The following is an 18,188-nucleotide window of genomic DNA, read 5'->3' on the forward strand; positions in this document are numbered from 1 at the left end:
AATTAATGAATTGGCCCAAATCATGTTCGAACCGGCCTTCTATAGTTGTGAAGTGGCCGAAATAATAAACCGCACAATGCGTGAAGATGGCTGTATCAGTGTGTATGACAGCCAAGCTGAAACAAACCCGACAGATTACAGCAGCCATTACCTGTCAGAAATCAAACAATCATCATGAATCACATTCCCATGCATAAAATGAAAATAAATGACTGGACAAGCATGGGGTGTAGGCATTGATACTTATATTTCTTTTTTTGATCGGATTTGGACTAGCTGTATCTGGTGGTGTAACGATTATTGCCTATATGAATTTTTTACCTGTTGGGGTTTCCTGGGGAGATTACTTTATTTTTCTTGCGGGACGGCCCGAATGCTACTTTTTGCCGATTGGAATCATTTTGATGGCGGTGACACTATTACGTTATCCAAGCAACCTTTAATTTCTGTTGAATCGAATAATTTTTTTCATGATGGTCATAATGTATCTTAAATACATTTTCTTTAAATGATTCATTCAAAGCGAGGGTTGTTTATGCTATATTTACACGATGTCTGGGTAAACTGGTTTGAGGGCGAAGAAAATGGTTATAGTGTCTGCTATTTTCATGAATGGCGAAAGAATGATGGAATTGAGCTGCTGGATCAGGTTCCATTATTATACATAACTGAAGATCTGTATGAATACATCGAAAATGACATGCATGATTTGCCTGAAGAAATGATGGACCAAATATACAAACGTGCATATATGCGTAAAGGACAAGAACGTAATAGCCTTGAATGCGCAGCCGTTGTGACAGACGGGAATGATATTGTTGCATTTGATACGATCGGCTACCAGATACCAGTTCGAAAAAGCAGGCTGATCCCAAGGCAGGAGCAGCTTGTATTTGATATGATTAAAACGACGAAACCGGAATCGTTTCATTTTAATGGAAACAATGTCAAAAAAGAATATCACATGCTTTCAATGGAACCAAAACTTGTATACGGATTGACACGTCGGGAACGTCAGCTGAAGCAACTCCTGATGATTGCGCTTGATCAGCTGAAGACAGTTGATAATCTGGAGGAACTCCGGTATTGGCTCACCGAGTGGGATCCGAAACAGTATCCTTATCTAAGATACATGGACAAGGAAACCGTTTGGGATACGTTATATGAAGGTGTGAAGTATGGATGGAGCAAATCGCATGAAGACTTATGTGGCAAACTGATTAAAGGACAGCCGTTTCTCGAGAAAATGTGGGAATTGGAGCAGGCACCGAAACAAAATACATCGAATTAAGATACCTCATGAAACGCTAAATTTTGGCATAAAGTGCTGAAGTTCGAAAAACCGCTTAAGTTATAACACCCATATACAATTAAATTTTGAAGAATGAAATAAATAGGGTGGTCTGCAGCATTCTGCGGATCACCCTTTTATTGTTACCGTTTTTTCTTCACGCGGCCAAGACCCATTGCTTTTTTAGCTTTCTTTAGCATTTTATCTGCTTCAAAAGAAGCTTTATCGGCTCCTTGATCCAAAATGTTATCTAAAGCTTCAGAGTCTATCAGCTCATTGTAACGGTCCTGGATTGGTTTCAGGATATTAATGACCGCATTAGCAACATCCTGCTTGAATTCGCCGTAGCCTTTTCTTTCATATGTTGCTTCCAGATCCTCAATCGATTCCCCGGAACAGCTGGCGTAAATTGTCAGTAAGTTAGAAACACCGGGCTTGTTTTCTTTATCAAATTTCACAATGCCTTCAGAGTCGGTGACAGCACTTTTGATTTTCTTTTCAATATTTTTCGGTTCATCGAGCATGGAAATAAATGCTTTTTCATTCTCATCCGACTTGCTCATTTTTTTGGTTGGATCCTGCAGTGACATAATCCGTGCACCGACTTTCGGGATACTGACTTCCGGTACGGTGAAAATATCATTAAATTTGTTGTTGAACCGCTCTGCCAGATTGCGTGCCAGTTCGAGATGCTGCTTCTGATCTTCACCGACCGGAACGACATCTGTCTTATATAACAGAATATCCGCGGCCATTAACGGAGGGTAAGTCAATAACGATGATGATACAGCCTCTTTCCCGGCTGATTTATCCTTGAATTGAGTCATCCGTTCCAATTCGCCGATGTAGCTGATCGACTGCAGCATCCAGCCCAGTTGTGTATGTGCCGGAACTTCCGATTGTATAAACAATCTCGATTTCTCCGGGTCTATTCCGGAAGCAAGATACAGTGAGGCCAACGAGCGGATGTTGTTTCTCAATTTCAGCCTGTCCTGTGGCACGGTGATCGCATGCTCGTCAACAATACAAAAATAACAGTTATGTTCTTCTTGAAGTTCGGTAAAATGCTGAATTGCTCCTAAATAATTGCCGATTGTCAATGTTCCGCTCGGCTGGATTCCTGAGAATATCGTTTGCATATTCGTTCACTCCTTCATTTCCATAAAAAAGATCCATTAATCCCATTCAAAAGGGACGAATGAACCGCGGTGCCACCCTATTTATCATGTCTGATAGTACATGATCTCTTTTGGCAAAAAGCTCCAAAGCCCAATTCCAATTTACCATAGTGCTTGTTTTCACCGGCCACAAGCTCTCTAAAGTTCTAGAGGGTAATTGTACTTTAACTCCATCATAGCTTTTATTCCTATTTATTTTACTTATCATAACCAAAAATGAATTCAAATTCAAGTGAAAGGAGTTTGAGTACAGAAATATTAATAACAATAGTAGTGAGGGGATGGACCACATAAATTCATGAAGATTCAGGAGCATGAGTGGATATGTTACAGTATAATAAGCTATTTATAAAGATATCGACAAAGGGGTATATTCCAGATGAAGCTATTAATCCTTGGCGCCGGGGCTATGGGGAGTTTATTTGCGGGAAAATTAAAGCAAGCCGGTATGGACGTCACGTTATACAATCGGTCGAATGACCATACCAGAGCCATACAGAATAATGGCCTGACACTAACCGATACCGATGGGAATGCCTCAACTGCTGTTCTTTCGGTTGTGACAAATCCTGCCGGGCTCACAGACAATTATGATCTTGTTCTTGTACTCGTTAAAGCGTTTGCGACGCAAAGTGTGCTTAAAAACGTTTTACCGGCTTTACATAAAAATACACCAATTCTTACGCTGCAAAACGGAATCGGAAATATGGAAAAAATCGAGCGTCTAGCACCAGCACACGATGTGATGGTTGGTGGAACACGGGCAGGAGCAGGCATTAAAGAACCTGGAGTTGTTGTACATCGAGCATGGGGCAGCACGTTTATAGGCGTTTCCCAGCCTGGTGATAACCAAGCGTTGCTTGATAAGATTGCATTGACTTTTTCAGCAAGCGGCCTGGAAACTCATGTGTCGGAAAATGTGCAGTCCATTGTCTGGAGCAAATTACTCGTTAATGTAGCGTATAATGGATTGACAGCAGTCACAAGACTCAAAAACGGGGATACTTTACTTGTTCAGGAAGGAGAGGACATCGTGGCAAAGCTTGTTCATGAAGCGGTACAGATTGCAAAAGCCAAGAAAATACCTTTATTGTTTGATGATCCGGCAGCTGAATGCATCCGGCTGGGCAAAGTAGAGATTGGCATGAATACATCTTCTATGCTGACAGATGTTCTCCATGAGCGCAAGACAGAAATAGATGTGATGAATGGTGCGGTTGTGGAAGAAGGAAGAAAACACAGAATACCGACACCTTATAATGACATGATGACGAAATTAATCAAAGTCATGGAAAATACTTATCAGCATAGCGTTCATTTGGCTTAATATAACTTTATATATTAAAGAAAACAGCCAGATTTATCGAACGAGTCAGACTGTTTTCTTTTACACTTCTATGTTGTTAATGGTGATTCCTATTCCAATAGTTCGCTTACCTCATTCTTTTCATTCATAATGGTAATGAGCGGCTTATGAGCTGCTAAATCCTCATTGGGAATGGAGAGCATAGGAAATAATAATAACGATGTCATCTTTTTGTACGAGTCTTGCTGATGCTCCATTTAGACAAACAACACCCTGATCCTCTCTCACCAGGAATAACATATGTTTCCAATCGGGCACCATTATGGTTATTGACAATTTGTACCTTCTCATGCGGTACAATGTTGACCTGATCCAAAATATCTTGATCAATTGTTACACTGCCGACATAATTTAAATCCGCCTCTGTTACACGTGCACGATGAATTTTACTTTTCATCATAGTACGAAACATACCGTTGCCTTCTAATTGTATCGGGTGATTATTTCTCCATAATTGTCGAGAATCAGATTATCGATTAATCTAGCCTTGTCAAAGTGAACAGCAGTAGCAAGTATGACCTGTTGATCAATGGATGAAACAAATTCTAATGACGGATAGCTCAGTAACTCGACATAATCAATTTTACCCGAAATATGCTGTTCAATTGTTTTCGTTACTAGGTGAATGATGTTATCCGGGTAATGCTCACCGTTACGGATAAGCTGTTGCCCCTGCTGTAATCCTTTATAAAGCCAAGCAGCTTCGTTTCGTTCCTGTTTGGTCAGATGAACATTGCGACTGCTTTTCGCCAGTCCATTTGCTTCCCTCACCGTTGGCAGTCCAACGAGTTCAATCGGAAAATTGAAATCATCGATTAATGCGTCCACAACGGCTGTTTGTTGGGCATCTTTCAAGCCAAAATACACTTTGTCCGGACTGATAATATGAAATAATTTCGTCAATACGGTCAGTACGCCATCAAAATGTCCGGGACGGGAACGCCCGCATAAAACATCAGTCCGGCCTTTTATCCTCATTTGCATGAGCATTGGCTTTGGATACATTTCTGTAACGGTTGGCATGAATAATACATCGACCCCGGCTTTTTCGGCATGAAGTGTATCAGCCTGCTCATCTTTTGGGTAACGTTCAAAATCTTCATTAGGCCCAAACTGTAACGGATTAATAAAGATACTGGCTACAACGACATCATTTTCTTTCGTCGCTTCTCGCATCAAGTTCAAGTGACCTTCATGAAGAAATCCCATTGTTGGAACAAAGCCGATCTGTTTCTTAAGGTCCCGGTAATGTTCAATCGATTGTTTCATGTCTTGAATCGTACGTATAATTTTCATAGATACTCCCACCTAGTCACTTTCAGGCAATGAATCTTTATTTTTGATCAAGAATAAATGACTATCAGAAGGAAAGCTTTCTTGCTTTACGTCTGAAATGTAAGCTTTCAACGCTTCTGTACCCTTTTCATTAAAATCAGCATATGGTTTAACAAATTTAGGCAACCGCTCAACACCGTATTTCATAATATCGTGATATACAAGCACTTGTCCATCACAATCTGGTCCCGCACCAATGCCAATAGTTGGGATGTTGATAGATTCTGACACGATTGCAGCCAGTTCTGTTGGAACACATTCCAAAACGAGTGCCGCAGCTCCATGATCTGCCACTTTCTTTGCATCATCCAGAAGTTTTTTTGCGGCGGTTTTATCTTTCCCTTGAACTTTAAACCCACCGAGCACATGAACAGTTTGAGGTGTTAATCCTAAATGTGCAATAACCGGAATCCCTGCCTCTGTTAATCGTTCTATAAGGCGCAACGTTTCTTGGGATGCACCTTCAATTTTCAGACTTTGGGCATTCGTTTCCTGAAAAATCTTTTTTGCATGACGCATAGATTCTTCCAATGAGATGTGATAGGACATAAATGGCATGTCAACCGCAATGAATGTATTCGGTGCTCCCCGTTTGACTGCTTTTCCGTGGTGGATCATGTCTTCAATTTTTACCTCAACGGTTGACTCATACCCAAGGACAACCATTCCCAATGAATCACCAACGAGGATCATATCAATGTCAGCTTGTTCTGCCTGTTTACCAGAAGGATAATCATATGCAGTGACCATGGTAATCTTGTCGTTATTTTCTTTCATATTTTTCAAATCTAATATACTAAGCATCATAGAACCCTTCTTTCTATATTCATAACTTAACGCCGTTTAGGATATATGGCTGTTTAGTAGACAAATATGCCTATAGAAAAATGACATGACTTCTTTTCGATATCAAACAGCAGGGGTTACATTGCTGAAATACGATGTATCATGTTTGTTGCAAAGTTATTCGTGAAATTCACAAACATTCATTATTGCATTCACTGATCAACTTCATTGTACTATATTTTTAGCCATGATCATAACATATGCATGTGTCAGCTATTATCTTCCAAATACTGTTGTCGTATTTTGAAATTTATTGTTCTATTAATGGTCGATTTCCTTTATAATAGATCTAAAAGGGAAAATGGGAGATTGATAGATAATGAAGAGAAAACACTTCATGATTACTGTTGCAGCAATTATTCTCCTTCTTATCGCAACGGTTATACCGATTACGGCACAACAAACGAGTGGTGAGGGGACATTGAAGGCAAGTCCGCATACAGAAAAACAAACGATGCTTTCCACGATTGATACCGAACAAAAACTACAGCGTTTTACATACGATTCCGGACTTGATTTTGAATACCCGGATGCCATCAGGGGAATTTATGTGACAGGCCCTTCAGCAGGTGGAGAGAAATTTAATAACCTCGTCAATCTAATCGATACATCCGACTTGAATGCCATGGTCATTGATATCAAAGAAGACCACGGGAACCTGACGATTAATGTCCCGGAAGACTCCCCATATAGCGATGCTGCTGTAAATTATATCGATAACCCACGGAAAATGCTCGAGTATTTAGAAGAAAAGGGGATTTATCCGATTGCCAGAATCGTCGTCTTCAAAGATTCTGTGTTGGCTGAACAACGCCCCGACCTGTCCTTTCAAAAAAATGGAAAGGTCTGGTCGAATAACAAAGGGGAGGCATTTGTCAATCCATATCAAAAGGAAGTATGGGAATATAATCTGAAAATAGCTAAACAGGCTGCCGAGCTGGGTTTTCAGGAGATCCAGTTTGATTATGTTCGTTTCCCGGAAGGATTCGAAAACAAGGACAGCGAATTAGACTATAGTCAGGGCGACTATAAAAATGAAGATATGAGTAATGTGAAGCGGCGTGTCAAAGCAGTTACTGAATTTGTCGAATATGCCAGGGAAGAACTGGATTATTATGATGTTGATGTTTCTGTCGATATTTTTGGTTATACAGCGACAATTGAAGAAGCGCCTGGAATCGGGCAAAATTTCCCTAAAATCGCAAGCAATGTGGATGTTATTTCGTCAATGATTTATCCGAGTCACTGGACATCCTATTTTGACATTGAATTTCCGGATAAAAAGCCATATGAAACGATAACCGAATATGTAAAAGTTGAAAATGGCATTCTCGATCAATTGGAAAATAAACCTGTATCACGCCCATGGATTCAGGACTTTGAGGCACCATGGCTCTATAGTGGGGCTCCGACTGAGTATGGCAAAGGAGAAGTGGAAGCGCAGATTAAAGCATTAAATGAAAACGGCATAAACGAATTCTTAATTTGGAATGCCGGTAACACTTATACGGAAAATGTAGATTATACACCGATGGATTAAGTACGATCACTGTGAATCTGGTGATAGTCGATATGTTTATTTTTGTCCATTGTAGTGATGGTTGTTTCTGTGCTAAAAAAACCGGGCTTTTTTGAATAAAACCCGGTTTTTTTAATTATAATAAGTTCATATAAAGCTAAACGGGGTAATAAAGGAGATGACAGCCTTTTAACCGGTTTAACATAAACGTCTGCTGTCGTTATAATGGAAAAGACTACTAAACGAAGGAGTAGGTCTATGAACTGGTATGAAAAATTGAACAAGTATTTCCCTGTTGAGGAGATGAAATCCAGAAAGCATATGGAAATGCTGCTGAAGGAAAAAGGGGATGTTTACCATAAAGATGAGGGACCTTACCACGTATTAATGTATGCGGAATTTGATACATTCCTTTTTATTGACTATGTCTGGGTTTCCGCGCAATCAAGAGGACAAGGGATCGGACATAAACTGATGGAAAAGCTGAAAGAACGGAATAAACCGATTATTTTGGAAGTGGAGCCTGTTGATTATGATGATACAGATACCGGGAAACGCCTTCACTTTTATAAACGGGAAGGGTTTACTCACGCCCGTTACATTGATTATAACCGCCGATCACTGACTACAAATGAAGAAACGCCAATGGAAGTATTGTACTGGTCCCCAAGTGATGAATCAGAAGAAATGATTTATGAAAAAATGAAAAAAATGTACGAGACGATTCATACGTATAAAGACGAAGAAATTTATGGTGAAGCTTATCAGCCGGTAGACGAGGTGCTGAGTTATGATGAAGACCGTGATTCACATGACATATTCGAAAACCTGACAGAAAGAGCATAGACATGATACTTATCATTTGGCCTCTTGGTTTTCCTGGGAACTAGAGGCCATTTTTTCAATCAAAAGGTTTAATGAAACATGGATTGGGGTATAGTACAATTAAATAAGAACATTTTGTGAACACATATATTTTTTGCCATTTTTTTGCGAAAACCTCTACCTTTTGATTGACAACTGTAGTATAATTACACATGTAAGTTATTTAAACTTATTTTAATTTGATAATAAGTTATTGTTCATTAAATGTCTATATATTCTAAAATTGAGGAGTGATGTTACGTGGTAACACTTTATACCTCACCAAGCTGTACATCATGCAGAAAAGCAAAAGCATGGCTGGAAGAACATGATATACCGTTTATAGAGCGTAACATATTTTCTGAGCCATTAACACTTGATGAGATCAAGGAAATATTGCGTATGACGGAAGATGGTACCGATGAGATTATATCAACCCGCTCAAAAGTATTTCAAAAACTGGATCTCAATATTGATCAATTGCCTATGAAAGACTTGTTCAATTTAATCCAGCAAAATCCGGGACTCTTGCGCAGACCGATTATTCTTGATGAGAAACGGCTGCAGGTCGGATATAACGAAGATGAAATTCGCAGGTTCCTGCCGAGAACAGTACGGACTTTCCAATTACGTGAAGCACAACGAATGGTTAACTGATTTTCCAGCATAGTATAAAATTAAAAACGCAGATCCTTCTAAACCAGGTCTGCGTTTTTTCTGTAAACATGTATATATTATTGTCCTGTATCCGAAGCGTGCAGTGTCAAAAAATAATTGAATATTTTATAACAGCTAGTGACAATGGGTGAAAAATCGTTTAAAATATAAAATTAACCATCTTTATATAGGCATATAAATTTTCAAACAGGATGCTTATATCATACAATGATGGTAAAGGAATAATGAGTGGTTATAAGTGTTTATGAAAAGGGAAACGTATCATAAATAATACTATTTGACTCTTCCACCATTTGGATTTGACCCTGAAAGTCACAATTCTTTAAACGAAGGGAGAGAAGCAGAATGGAAATAGAACGTATTAATGAGAATACGGTAAAGTTTTATATTACGTATGTGGATATGGAAGATCGCGGATTCCAGCGTGAAGAAATCTGGTATAACCGTGAACGGGGAGAGCAGTTATTCTGGCAAATGATGGAAGAACTTAATTATAAAGAAGATTTTAATGTTGATGGGCCGTTATGGATTCAAGTACAGGCAATGGATAAAGGTTTAGAAATTGTCGTAACGAAGGCACAAATCTCTAAAGACGGTGAGAATATTGAGCTGCCGGATGAGGATGGCAAAACGGTCGATATATCAGTTGATGATAAAATAGAAGATGTACTGGATGATAAGTTCGGAAAAGAAAGAGTGGGCAATGCCACTGGCAATGATGCGGGAGATGGCAGTCTTGCACTGATCGTTCGCTTCAATGACTTTGAAGATCTTATCCAATTAAGCCATTATTTCCAGGGTAACGATGAGGAATTAGAAAATACGCTTTATCATTATAAAGATCACTATTACTTGTATATTGTATTTCCGCAAGAAGATGATGACAGACAGGAAGATTTACTCAGTCAAATATTTGAATTCGCAAATGACACCGATGTAACCATTCACTTTCTGGAGGAATATGGTAACCAAATATTTGAAACCAATACGTTTGGTCAAATTCGCTCCCATTTTCCTGCAATCATTCGACGCTCTGAATAAAAGAGTGTCTTTTTTTTGGCTTTTTAACAAGGATAAAACTGCCAGTGATTTGGTATGGACACGTCACATACGCGGCAAATAACGAATTTTTCCTTTTTGCAGGATTTTGTCCATCGCTGTCGAATCTTTAAGTTGATGGAGGTGTTATAATGCTGCAAGCAAAAACTGAATATGGGAGAATCGTGATATTATCCTCCTTTACAAAGGAAGAGATCTTGGCCTGGAAGAAAAAAACGCAATTTTTTTGTCCGACCTGTCACGAACCGGTTATTGTAAAGGCAGGTTCCAAGACGGTTCCGCATTTTGCCCACAGTTCCAGGAGTAATTGTCCTTCACAGGAAGGTGGTGAAGGGGCTTATCATGAGAAAGGGAAATGGTTATTATTTCAATGGCTAAAGCACCAGCAGCTTGATGTACAGCTGGAAGCGAACTTGCCGGCCATCAATCAGCGGCCTGACGTTTTGATTAAACTAAAGGATAAAACGGTTGCTATTGAATATCAATGTGCAAGAATCCCACCTGAACAAATCATCCAACGAAATAAGGGTTACGACAGTCAAGGGATTGTTCCAATTTGGATTTTGGGTGCAAACCGACTGGACCGCTATAACCGGGATCAAATAAAAATCGATCAATTCCAGCTTTATTTCATTCATCAATTTTCTCCAGATTTTCCACTGACTTTATATTACTTTTGCCCGGATACACTCCGACTCATTTTATTTCAGGATTTGTATTTTCCAACAAAACAGAGAGCGGCAGGGAAGATGTTGATCAAACCATTAAATGACATGATCTTTACCGACTTGTTTCGGATTTCCTTTTTTACGAAAAAAAAGATATATCAAATTTGGAAAGGGGAAAAATATATATTCCGCACGAAACCTTCCAGACGTGTATACGGACGCGACTTGGCATGGCATCAATGGGTATACGTCAATGGCACCCACAAAGAGTCTCTCCCTTCCTTCATTCACCTTCCTGTTTCGGCTCAATACAGAATGGTAACCCCGCCATGGGACTGGCAGAGCAGGCTATGTCTTGAAATGATTAATCCGTTGGCAATTGGTGAAACATTCAGTCTCGGGCGCTGTATTCATTTTTTACGTCATCATCTGCGCCATGCGAAATTTTTCCCGCTTATTAGGTCAGCAGCCAACCCGATTTACCAATACCTTCAACTGCTGGAGTATCTTCAAATCGTCCGTGAGACCTCCCCTCATTGCTTTATCAAGCAAAATCCAATACCTTTTTATCAGCATATAGAAGCTGCATTAGGCAAGGATGACCAATTGATGGATCATTTCATGAAGCAAAATGAAGGCATGAATGTGAAATAATTCGTTATACTAAATAAAATAAAGGATTTTTTGGGTGAAGCTAGAATAAAATGTATAGAACGAACTATAAGGAGGATTTTAATATGGCAAAAGCAGCCAAGGAATTGCCGAAAAGAAATGATATTCCGGAAGAACGGAAATGGAAGCTGGAAGACATTTTTGCAACTGATGATGATTGGGAAAGAGAACTTGGAGCATTGCAGAATGATCTTCCATCAATTGAGAAATATCAGGGGAAAATCGCTGAATCAGCACAGAATCTGTACGAGGTTTTACAGCTTCAGGATGAGCTGTCAGAGCGATTAGGCAAACTGTTTACATATGCGCACATGCGTTATGATCAGGATACGACAAATTCAACGTATCAGGCGATGAATGCCAAAGCAGAAAATGTGCTGACCGTGACATCGAGCAAAATGAGTTTTATTGTTCCGGAAATCCTGGCAATGGATGAATCAAAACTGCAAACTTTCCTGGAAGAAAAAGAGGAATTAAAGCTTTATGAACATGTTTTGGATGAAATCAGCCGTCAGCGACCGCATGTACTGAGTGAAAAGGAGGAAGCACTGCTGGCAGAAGCATCAGAACCGATGTCAAGTGCATCCAATACATTCAGTATGTTAAACAATGCTGATTTAACCTTTCCTTCGATAGAAAATGAGGATGGGGAAGAAATTGATTTGACACATGGACGTTATATCGGTTTCCTGGAGTCCAAGGATCGCAACGTCCGGAAGTCGGCATTTAAAGCTATGTATGACACCTATGATAAATTCATTAATACGTTTGCTTCGACATTAACAGGTACGGTTAAAACAGATAATTTCAATGCTAAAATGCGAAATTATGATTCTGCACGTCAAGCAGCATTGGATAATAATAATATTCCGGAACAAGTTTATGAAAACCTTGTGGCAGCCGTCAATGAAAAGTTACCACTGCTGCACCGCTATGTCCGCCTGCGGAAAAAAGTGCTTGGTGTTGATGAATTGCACATGTACGACATGTACACACCACTGGTCAAAGACGCCGATATGAGCATTTCCTATGAAAAAGCACATGAATATGTGCTTGAAGCGCTGGCGCCACTTGGGGATGACTATGTTAATGTCCTGAAAGAAGGTTTTTCAAGCCGATGGATCGATGTAGAAGAAAACAAAGGCAAACGAAGCGGTGCCTATTCTTCCGGCGCGTATGGCACTCATCCGTATATTTTGCTGAATTGGCAGGATAAACTGAATGATTTGTTCACGTTAGCTCACGAATTGGGCCATTCACTACACAGTTATTATACGAGAAAGCACCAGCCGTTCCGGTATGGCAATTACTCCATTTTCGTCGCTGAGGTGGCCTCAACAACGAACGAAGCCTTGTTAAATGATTACCTGTTAAAACAGGTTGACGATGACAAACAGAAGCTTTATTTGCTGAATCATTTTCTGGAAGGATTCCGGGGAACCGTTTTCAGGCAGACCATGTTTGCCGAGTTTGAACATGATATACATGAGCGTGCACAAAATGGTGAAGCATTGACTGCAGAAAAAATAACGGCCATTTACCATGAACTGAACAAAAAGTATTTCGGTGATGATGTAGTATCAGATGAGGAAATTGGGAAGGAATGGGCGCGAATCCCTCATTTTTATATGAATTATTACGTTTATCAGTATGCAACAGGTTATTCTGCTGCGACAACACTTGCTGACAAGATTCTTAACGGAGAAGAGGGATCAGTTGACCGCTACTTGAATTACCTGAAAGCGGGAAGCAGTGATTATCCAATTGAGATACTAAAAAAAGCTGGTGTTGATATGACATCGAAAGAACCGATACTTGCTGCTCTTGACGTGTTTGAGGAAAAATTGAATGAAATGGAAGAACTGCTTCTGGATTAAACAATAGAATGGCTGCTACCGGTTTGTTTTGGCAGCAGCCTGCTTCATTTCAACATCGGAGTAAAGTGAAACTTCATTCAGTGGAGTGTATTTCTCCACTGAATGTTAGTTGAACAGAATCGGGTCAGTTGGCCGGCGTTTTTGGGCTGGTTACTGACCATTACATGCGGGGAAAAGTGAAACTTATTCAATAAAGCGTTTCAACTCATAGAACGTGCCCGGTACAAGGGGATACGATAAGGCTGAGCCTCTCGGTTTTCTAACGGGTAATCCTAATTGAATGGCAATAGGGCTGAAAACCCTCTTTATGTTTGTCTGGCGCAGGGACATTCTCGCAGGTTATGAACGTCCCCGCATTCTGCCCCGGTATACATTCCGGTGTGTAAATGTAAATATGGTTAAGTAAATCGAGATAAACAGCATCGGCAATGTAATGTATAATGGTATTAACTGCATGAGTCCAAGTAAATTTAATAATGCTGCAACCAACGTCATCATGAGAAAAATTAACGGCAGGAGTTCTTTCATCTTATCCACTCCAATTCAATGTTCACATAGAATAGAGGACTTTATTTTGAAATCAGCCAACTCGCCGATTTCCTCCCTGACCTCTGGTTTCTGACTTCTGTAAAATGATATGTGACAAACTTGTGAAATAGAAGTGTGACATTTTTGTGAAAAAGTGAACATGCTAATTGATAAAATAACGCCTCACTGATAACATTAATAATGTGAGATAAGTCACAAACAAAACCCCTTTGTTTTTGATCATGAAACTTTCTCCCATCCCCCTTTGTTTATACAGAGACGGAGAACAACAGGATGTACGCTGCCCCGTACATCCTGTTTTTTCATGTCAGAAAATATTAAGTATAGAGCATCATGAAACTAGTTTCTGTGAGCGTTAGTTACCAACATAAAAAACTCAAAGCAATTTACATAACTTTGAGTTTCATTCATCAATATATTTCCAAAATGTGCCGTACTTTACCGGAATCTTTTTCACGTACTGGCGCAGTTGCATTTTTTTCATTTCTTTGTCTGTTTCTGTTTCAGACCAGTCATATACGACCGATACCTCTTTGCTTCCAACAACATGATAATATTGGACAAAGTTTTCGAGAGGCGGTTTACTTGATGGAACTGGATCCTTTTGCAAAATCTGTTTCAGTATCTGTACATAAATATCATACGGATAAAGTCCTGACACTTTGATCCCTTGTTCATCTGTCCTTTGATTAAAAAAGACAATTGTTGGTATATAGTCAACTTCCATTTCCCTCGTCAGTTTCAAATCGGATTGGAACGCCTTCTTAGCCGATTGTGAGTACAAATCATCTTCAAATTCCTGGATATCCAAATTTGCTTCTCTGGCACATTGCTTTAGCACAGACATATCGGATATGTTTTCTTTACCCAGAAATGCGCTTTCTTGTACTCTTCGTAAAAACGTTTTGCCAGCCTTTTTACCTTGCAGTTCAGCTGCTTTTACGGCCATAGAAGCAACCCAAGGTGCCGAGATTTCATTCTCTGTCCATAAATCACCATCACAGGACATGCCTGTACGGGAGGCTATTTTTTCCCATATTTGCTTTAATTGTTTGGGTCTATCAAATAGATCTTTATTTAACGAATTCAGTTGCCCGCTAAGGATCGGTTGCAATGTGAAAAAACGTCCATATTCAATGGACAGCTTTTTCAAATAAGGTTCCAGTGACCAGCATTCCGGACATAGCGGATCGATAAAGACATATATTTCGACGGGTTTTTGAACAAAGTCGATATAGCTATATTGAGGCGATGTGCTTGTGTGATTTGAGCCTGACAGCTCTGGCTGGTTCCAACTCACATCGATTCTCCTTTCCAATGGATGTTCAAAAAGATATCAAATCATCAGCGGTGAATCTCTTGACTGCAGAGGATCTGTTGTTAAAATCACCAATGTCATCGAAAAAGTAAACACTTTTTCGTGCGATGTTTCGCTGCCGAATTTTTGTGCTGTGGGAAACACAGAAGTCAATATCCCGTGTGTAAGTCCGTCGGCTGAAACTTCGCCACTTTGACTTTCCTATTGATTGACTTTTTGAACGCTTACTTCCAGTACACTTACTTTTCGTTTACCGGTGTATTCATCATATGGTGAGCAGTCATGGTTAATTTTTCAAATATAGCTGTACGATGTGGTTCTTCGATTTTTGTTTCGTTGAGAGCTGCATCCATACATTCTAACCATGCATCCCGTCGCTCAGAGGTAATTTCAAACGATAAATGACGCCGTCGCAACATGGGATGACCGCGATCTTCGGTATACCACTTAGGTCCTCCGAAAAATTGTGTCAAAAATAACCGCTGTTTTCTGGCTGTTTCGGTTAAATCATCCGGGAAAACAGGAATCAGCTTTGGATGATTGCCAACCCGTTTATAAAATGCTGTGACTAATCTGTCAATCACTTCGAAACCGCCAATTGCTTCATATATCGTTTCAGGTTGTTTCATTGTTCTCGTACTCTCCAGTATATTTGTATATATTTTAGCAACGTCAAATTCCCATAGCAACTAATCTGATTAAGCTTTTGTGTCAATGACAGGTCATAGCGGAAAAAAAACGCTGGATCTTATTAGGTGTATCCCGCTTTTTTATGTTAAAATCTGTCAAAATCTCATGCATTCTTTCGAGCCCAGCTGCTTCGGATGCAGCTTCTATTTCCAGTTCATAGTCATTCGAACCGTGATAAGTGCTGTAGTCCAGTACTAATAGCATATTCTTGTAATTCAGTTCACGACGTTTTGTTATAAGACTTCCATAATAATTCAGTTTTTCTATGGTGATTCCTTTTTCAGCCATCCGCTTTGACACATTTTTCTCAAGCACTTTGTTCCCGTTCATCCAATTATCCGCTTCCTCTTGTGTCAATGAATCATGTGTTTCCAAAAGTCCGTTGGCATGTGGTTCCTTTAACGTTAATGTGAATGTTCCGTCCTTTTCTCTAATCCTGAGGGCACATCCCATTTTCTTCAGTGAGAAATCTGCTGTTTCAAAATAATGATTGGTTTGAAGTTGAGATTCTTCAGGGAATGGCAAGTTTTCAAAAAGACGGTTAAACTCCTCTTTTGTCAGCAAGTTTTTAAATTCAATTTCAATTTCCTGCCTCAATGGTGTCACTCCATCTCAGTGTCTTTTTTGGTTACCCGGCAGTAATCCGTCACAAAACGCCGGATAACTACCCATAAAGGTCCGATTCTGTTCAACTAACATTCAGCGGAGAAATACACTCCATTGAATGAAGTTTCACTTTATTATGGCGAATGATATACAAATATGCAAAGAATAGCTGTTGAATATGTTATGATGTGAAGGGAAAGAGATGATGTACAGGTGGTGTAAACAATGAATTGGGATGCTTTACTGGCCCCATATGCACAGGCAGTAGAAGAGTTAAAAATAAAATTAAAAGGAATCCGCAAACAATTTGAATATGAATCCAAGCATTCGCCGATCGAATTTATGACCGGACGTGTTAAACCAGTGCCAAGCATTTTGGAAAAAGCTGAGGCTAGACGAATACCGCTCGAACAGATCGAGGAATTGCAGGATATTGCTGGTGTTCGTGTAGTTTGCCCATTTGTTGATGACATATATGCTATTGTTAAAATGATCCGGTCACGGGAAGATTTGCACGTTATCGAAGAGAAGGATTATGTGTCGCATAAAAAAGAAAGCGGTTATCGATCTTATCATATGATTATTGAGTACCCGGTTGAAACAATTCATGGTGTCAAAATGGTCATTGCCGAAATACAGGTTCGTACGCTGGCCATGAATTTTTGGGCAACAAATGAACACTCGCTAAATTATAAATATAAAGGGAATATTCCTGCTGATATTAAATCAAGACTGCAGCGAGCGGCAGAGGCAGCCTTTAAACTTGACGAAGAAATGTCCATCATTAAAAATGAAGTACAGGAAGCAAGACGGATATTCCATCGAAAATAAGGAGGGTGCTGACTGTGAAGTTTGGAATTGTGTCAAAAGGTGATGAACGGTCCAATAGAATACAGGCAACGATGAAGCAATATTTAACTGATTTTAACTTGGAATATGATGAAACAAACCCCGATCTGGTTATATCAGTTGGTGGAGACGGGACTTTCCTGGAGGCATTTCATCAATACATCCATTGCCTCGGTTCAACATCATTTATTGGCGTGCATACAGGGCATTTGGGATTTTATGCCGACTGGACACCAGAAGAAGTGGAAAAGCTGATTATCGAAATTGCGAAAACCCCTTTTCAAATTGTCGAATACCCGCTTCTTGAAGTAACGATCCGCGACCGGGATGGGGGAGAAGAAAACCGGTTCCTTGCTTTAAATGAGACGACCATTAAAACAGCAGAAGGATCAGTTGTGTTTGATGTGGAAATAAAAGGTTCCCATTTCGAAACGTTCCGGGGAGATGGGTTATGTATTTCAACTCCATCCGGCAGTACAGCTTATAACAAAGCACTGGGCGGTGGGATTATCCACCCTTCTCTTGAGGCGATTCAATTAACTGAAATGGCTTCGATTAACAACCGGGTGTTCCGGACGATTGGTTCACCGCTTATTCTGCCAAAACACCATACGTGTATGCTGAAACCACTCGGGAATAAACGAACATTTTTAATAGCGATTGATCATTTTACGAAAAATTATAACAATGTCAAATCGATTCAATGCCGTGTTGCCAAGGAACTTGTGCGATTTGCCCGGTTCAGACCTTTTCCATTCTGGGATCGTGTTCGTGATTCTTTTGTTGCCGATGACGATGTTTAAACATTAAACAGCTTAAGGAC

18 protein-coding genes, 1 pseudogene and 1 other annotated feature are annotated in these 18,188 nt (G+C 39.8%); of the genes and pseudogenes, 11 read left to right on the top strand and 8 right to left on the bottom strand.

Features of this window, described 5'->3' with window-relative positions:
• Positions 1 to 236: 236 nt before the first annotated feature.
• Together BM195_RS03315 and BM195_RS03320 are read left to right on the top strand one after the other, a co-directional pair.
• The gene (locus tag BM195_RS03315) at positions 237 to 443 is read left to right on the top strand and encodes a YuzI family membrane protein (protein WP_090233594.1); all 207 of its coding nucleotides are present in this window, start codon (positions 237 to 239) and stop codon (positions 441 to 443) included.
• Between the two features lie 92 nt (positions 444 to 535).
• A complete protein-coding gene (locus tag BM195_RS03320; RefSeq protein WP_090233598.1) occupies positions 536 to 1,291 on the top strand; it encodes a YjbA family protein in 756 nt (251 codons plus the stop codon).
• A gap of 143 nt (positions 1,292 to 1,434) precedes the next feature.
• On the opposite strand, the gene trpS is transcribed toward BM195_RS03320, so the two are convergent.
• Positions 1,435 to 2,430: a tryptophan--tRNA ligase gene (gene trpS / locus BM195_RS03325; protein ID WP_090233601.1), complete on the bottom strand. Its 996-nt coding sequence runs from the start codon at positions 2,428 to 2,430 to the stop codon at positions 1,435 to 1,437.
• 48 nt (positions 2,431 to 2,478) lie between these two features.
• Positions 2,479 to 2,655, bottom strand: a binding site (T-box leader).
• A 184-nt stretch (positions 2,656 to 2,839) separates the two neighbouring features.
• On the opposite strand from trpS, the gene BM195_RS03330 reads away from it, so the two are divergent.
• Positions 2,840 to 3,796 carry a ketopantoate reductase family protein gene (locus BM195_RS03330; RefSeq protein ID WP_342028012.1) on the top strand — a complete coding sequence of 319 codons (957 nt, stop codon included), beginning with the start codon at positions 2,840 to 2,842 and terminating at the stop codon, positions 3,794 to 3,796.
• An 89-nt stretch (positions 3,797 to 3,885) separates the two neighbouring features.
• Here the strand turns inward: BM195_RS03330 and panD are convergent.
• From panD to panB, 3 genes and pseudogenes are all read right to left on the bottom strand, one after another.
• Positions 3,886 to 4,247, bottom strand: a pseudogene (gene panD / locus BM195_RS03335) (aspartate 1-decarboxylase).
• 11 nt (positions 4,248 to 4,258) lie between these two features.
• Positions 4,259 to 5,131, bottom strand: a complete 873-nt coding sequence (gene panC / locus BM195_RS03340; RefSeq protein WP_090233607.1) for a pantoate--beta-alanine ligase — start codon at positions 5,129 to 5,131, stop codon at positions 4,259 to 4,261.
• A gap of 12 nt (positions 5,132 to 5,143) precedes the next feature.
• Positions 5,144 to 5,974 carry a 3-methyl-2-oxobutanoate hydroxymethyltransferase gene (panB, locus tag BM195_RS03345; protein WP_090233611.1) on the bottom strand — a complete coding sequence of 277 codons (831 nt, stop codon included), beginning with the start codon at positions 5,972 to 5,974 and terminating at the stop codon, positions 5,144 to 5,146.
• A 361-nt stretch (positions 5,975 to 6,335) separates the two neighbouring features.
• Between panB and BM195_RS03350 the strand changes: the two genes are divergently transcribed.
• From BM195_RS03350 to pepF, 6 genes are all read left to right on the top strand, one after another.
• Entirely contained in the window at positions 6,336 to 7,556 is a 1,221-nt protein-coding gene (locus BM195_RS03350) for a putative glycoside hydrolase (protein ID WP_090233614.1), read from the top strand.
• A 237-nt stretch (positions 7,557 to 7,793) separates the two neighbouring features.
• Positions 7,794 to 8,381: a GNAT family N-acetyltransferase gene (locus BM195_RS03355; RefSeq protein WP_090233619.1), complete on the top strand. Its 588-nt coding sequence runs from the start codon at positions 7,794 to 7,796 to the stop codon at positions 8,379 to 8,381.
• 279 nt (positions 8,382 to 8,660) lie between these two features.
• Entirely contained in the window at positions 8,661 to 9,056 is a 396-nt protein-coding gene (gene spxA / locus BM195_RS03360) for a transcriptional regulator SpxA (protein ID WP_090233623.1), read from the top strand.
• Between the two features lie 366 nt (positions 9,057 to 9,422).
• A complete protein-coding gene (mecA, locus tag BM195_RS03365) occupies positions 9,423 to 10,118 on the top strand; it encodes an adaptor protein MecA (protein ID WP_090233626.1) in 696 nt (231 codons plus the stop codon).
• 149 nt (positions 10,119 to 10,267) lie between these two features.
• Positions 10,268 to 11,458: a competence protein CoiA gene (locus BM195_RS03370; protein WP_090233629.1), complete on the top strand. Its 1,191-nt coding sequence runs from the start codon at positions 10,268 to 10,270 to the stop codon at positions 11,456 to 11,458.
• Positions 11,459 to 11,541: 83 nt separating this feature from the next.
• Positions 11,542 to 13,353 carry an oligoendopeptidase F gene (pepF, locus tag BM195_RS03375; RefSeq protein ID WP_090233631.1) on the top strand — a complete coding sequence of 604 codons (1,812 nt, stop codon included), beginning with the start codon at positions 11,542 to 11,544 and terminating at the stop codon, positions 13,351 to 13,353.
• 339 nt (positions 13,354 to 13,692) lie between these two features.
• Here the strand turns inward: pepF and BM195_RS03380 are convergent, their stop codons facing one another.
• From BM195_RS03380 to BM195_RS03395, 4 genes are all read right to left on the bottom strand, one after another.
• The gene (locus BM195_RS03380) at positions 13,693 to 13,881 is read right to left on the bottom strand and encodes a hypothetical protein (RefSeq protein ID WP_090233634.1); all 189 of its coding nucleotides are present in this window, start codon (positions 13,879 to 13,881) and stop codon (positions 13,693 to 13,695) included.
• Positions 13,882 to 14,305: 424 nt separating this feature from the next.
• Positions 14,306 to 15,202, bottom strand: a complete 897-nt coding sequence (locus BM195_RS03385; protein ID WP_090233636.1) for a ClpXP adapter SpxH family protein — start codon at positions 15,200 to 15,202, stop codon at positions 14,306 to 14,308.
• A 257-nt stretch (positions 15,203 to 15,459) separates the two neighbouring features.
• Positions 15,460 to 15,849 carry a globin domain-containing protein gene (locus BM195_RS03390; protein ID WP_090233641.1) on the bottom strand — a complete coding sequence of 130 codons (390 nt, stop codon included), beginning with the start codon at positions 15,847 to 15,849 and terminating at the stop codon, positions 15,460 to 15,462.
• Positions 15,850 to 15,931: 82 nt separating this feature from the next.
• The gene (locus BM195_RS03395; protein ID WP_090233644.1) at positions 15,932 to 16,507 is read right to left on the bottom strand and encodes a CYTH domain-containing protein; all 576 of its coding nucleotides are present in this window, start codon (positions 16,505 to 16,507) and stop codon (positions 15,932 to 15,934) included.
• Between the two features lie 234 nt (positions 16,508 to 16,741).
• Between BM195_RS03395 and yjbM the strand changes: the two genes are divergently transcribed.
• Both yjbM and BM195_RS03405 read left to right on the top strand, forming a co-directional pair.
• Entirely contained in the window at positions 16,742 to 17,347 is a 606-nt protein-coding gene (gene yjbM, locus BM195_RS03400) for a GTP diphosphokinase (RefSeq protein WP_090233647.1), read from the top strand.
• Positions 17,348 to 17,361: 14 nt separating this feature from the next.
• The gene (locus tag BM195_RS03405) at positions 17,362 to 18,168 is read left to right on the top strand and encodes an NAD kinase (RefSeq protein ID WP_090233651.1); all 807 of its coding nucleotides are present in this window, start codon (positions 17,362 to 17,364) and stop codon (positions 18,166 to 18,168) included.
• Positions 18,169 to 18,188 lie beyond the last annotated feature (20 nt).

Source organism: Lentibacillus halodurans (genome assembly GCF_900112045.1).
Lineage (GTDB): Bacteria > Bacillota > Bacilli > Bacillales > Amphibacillaceae > Lentibacillus > Lentibacillus halodurans.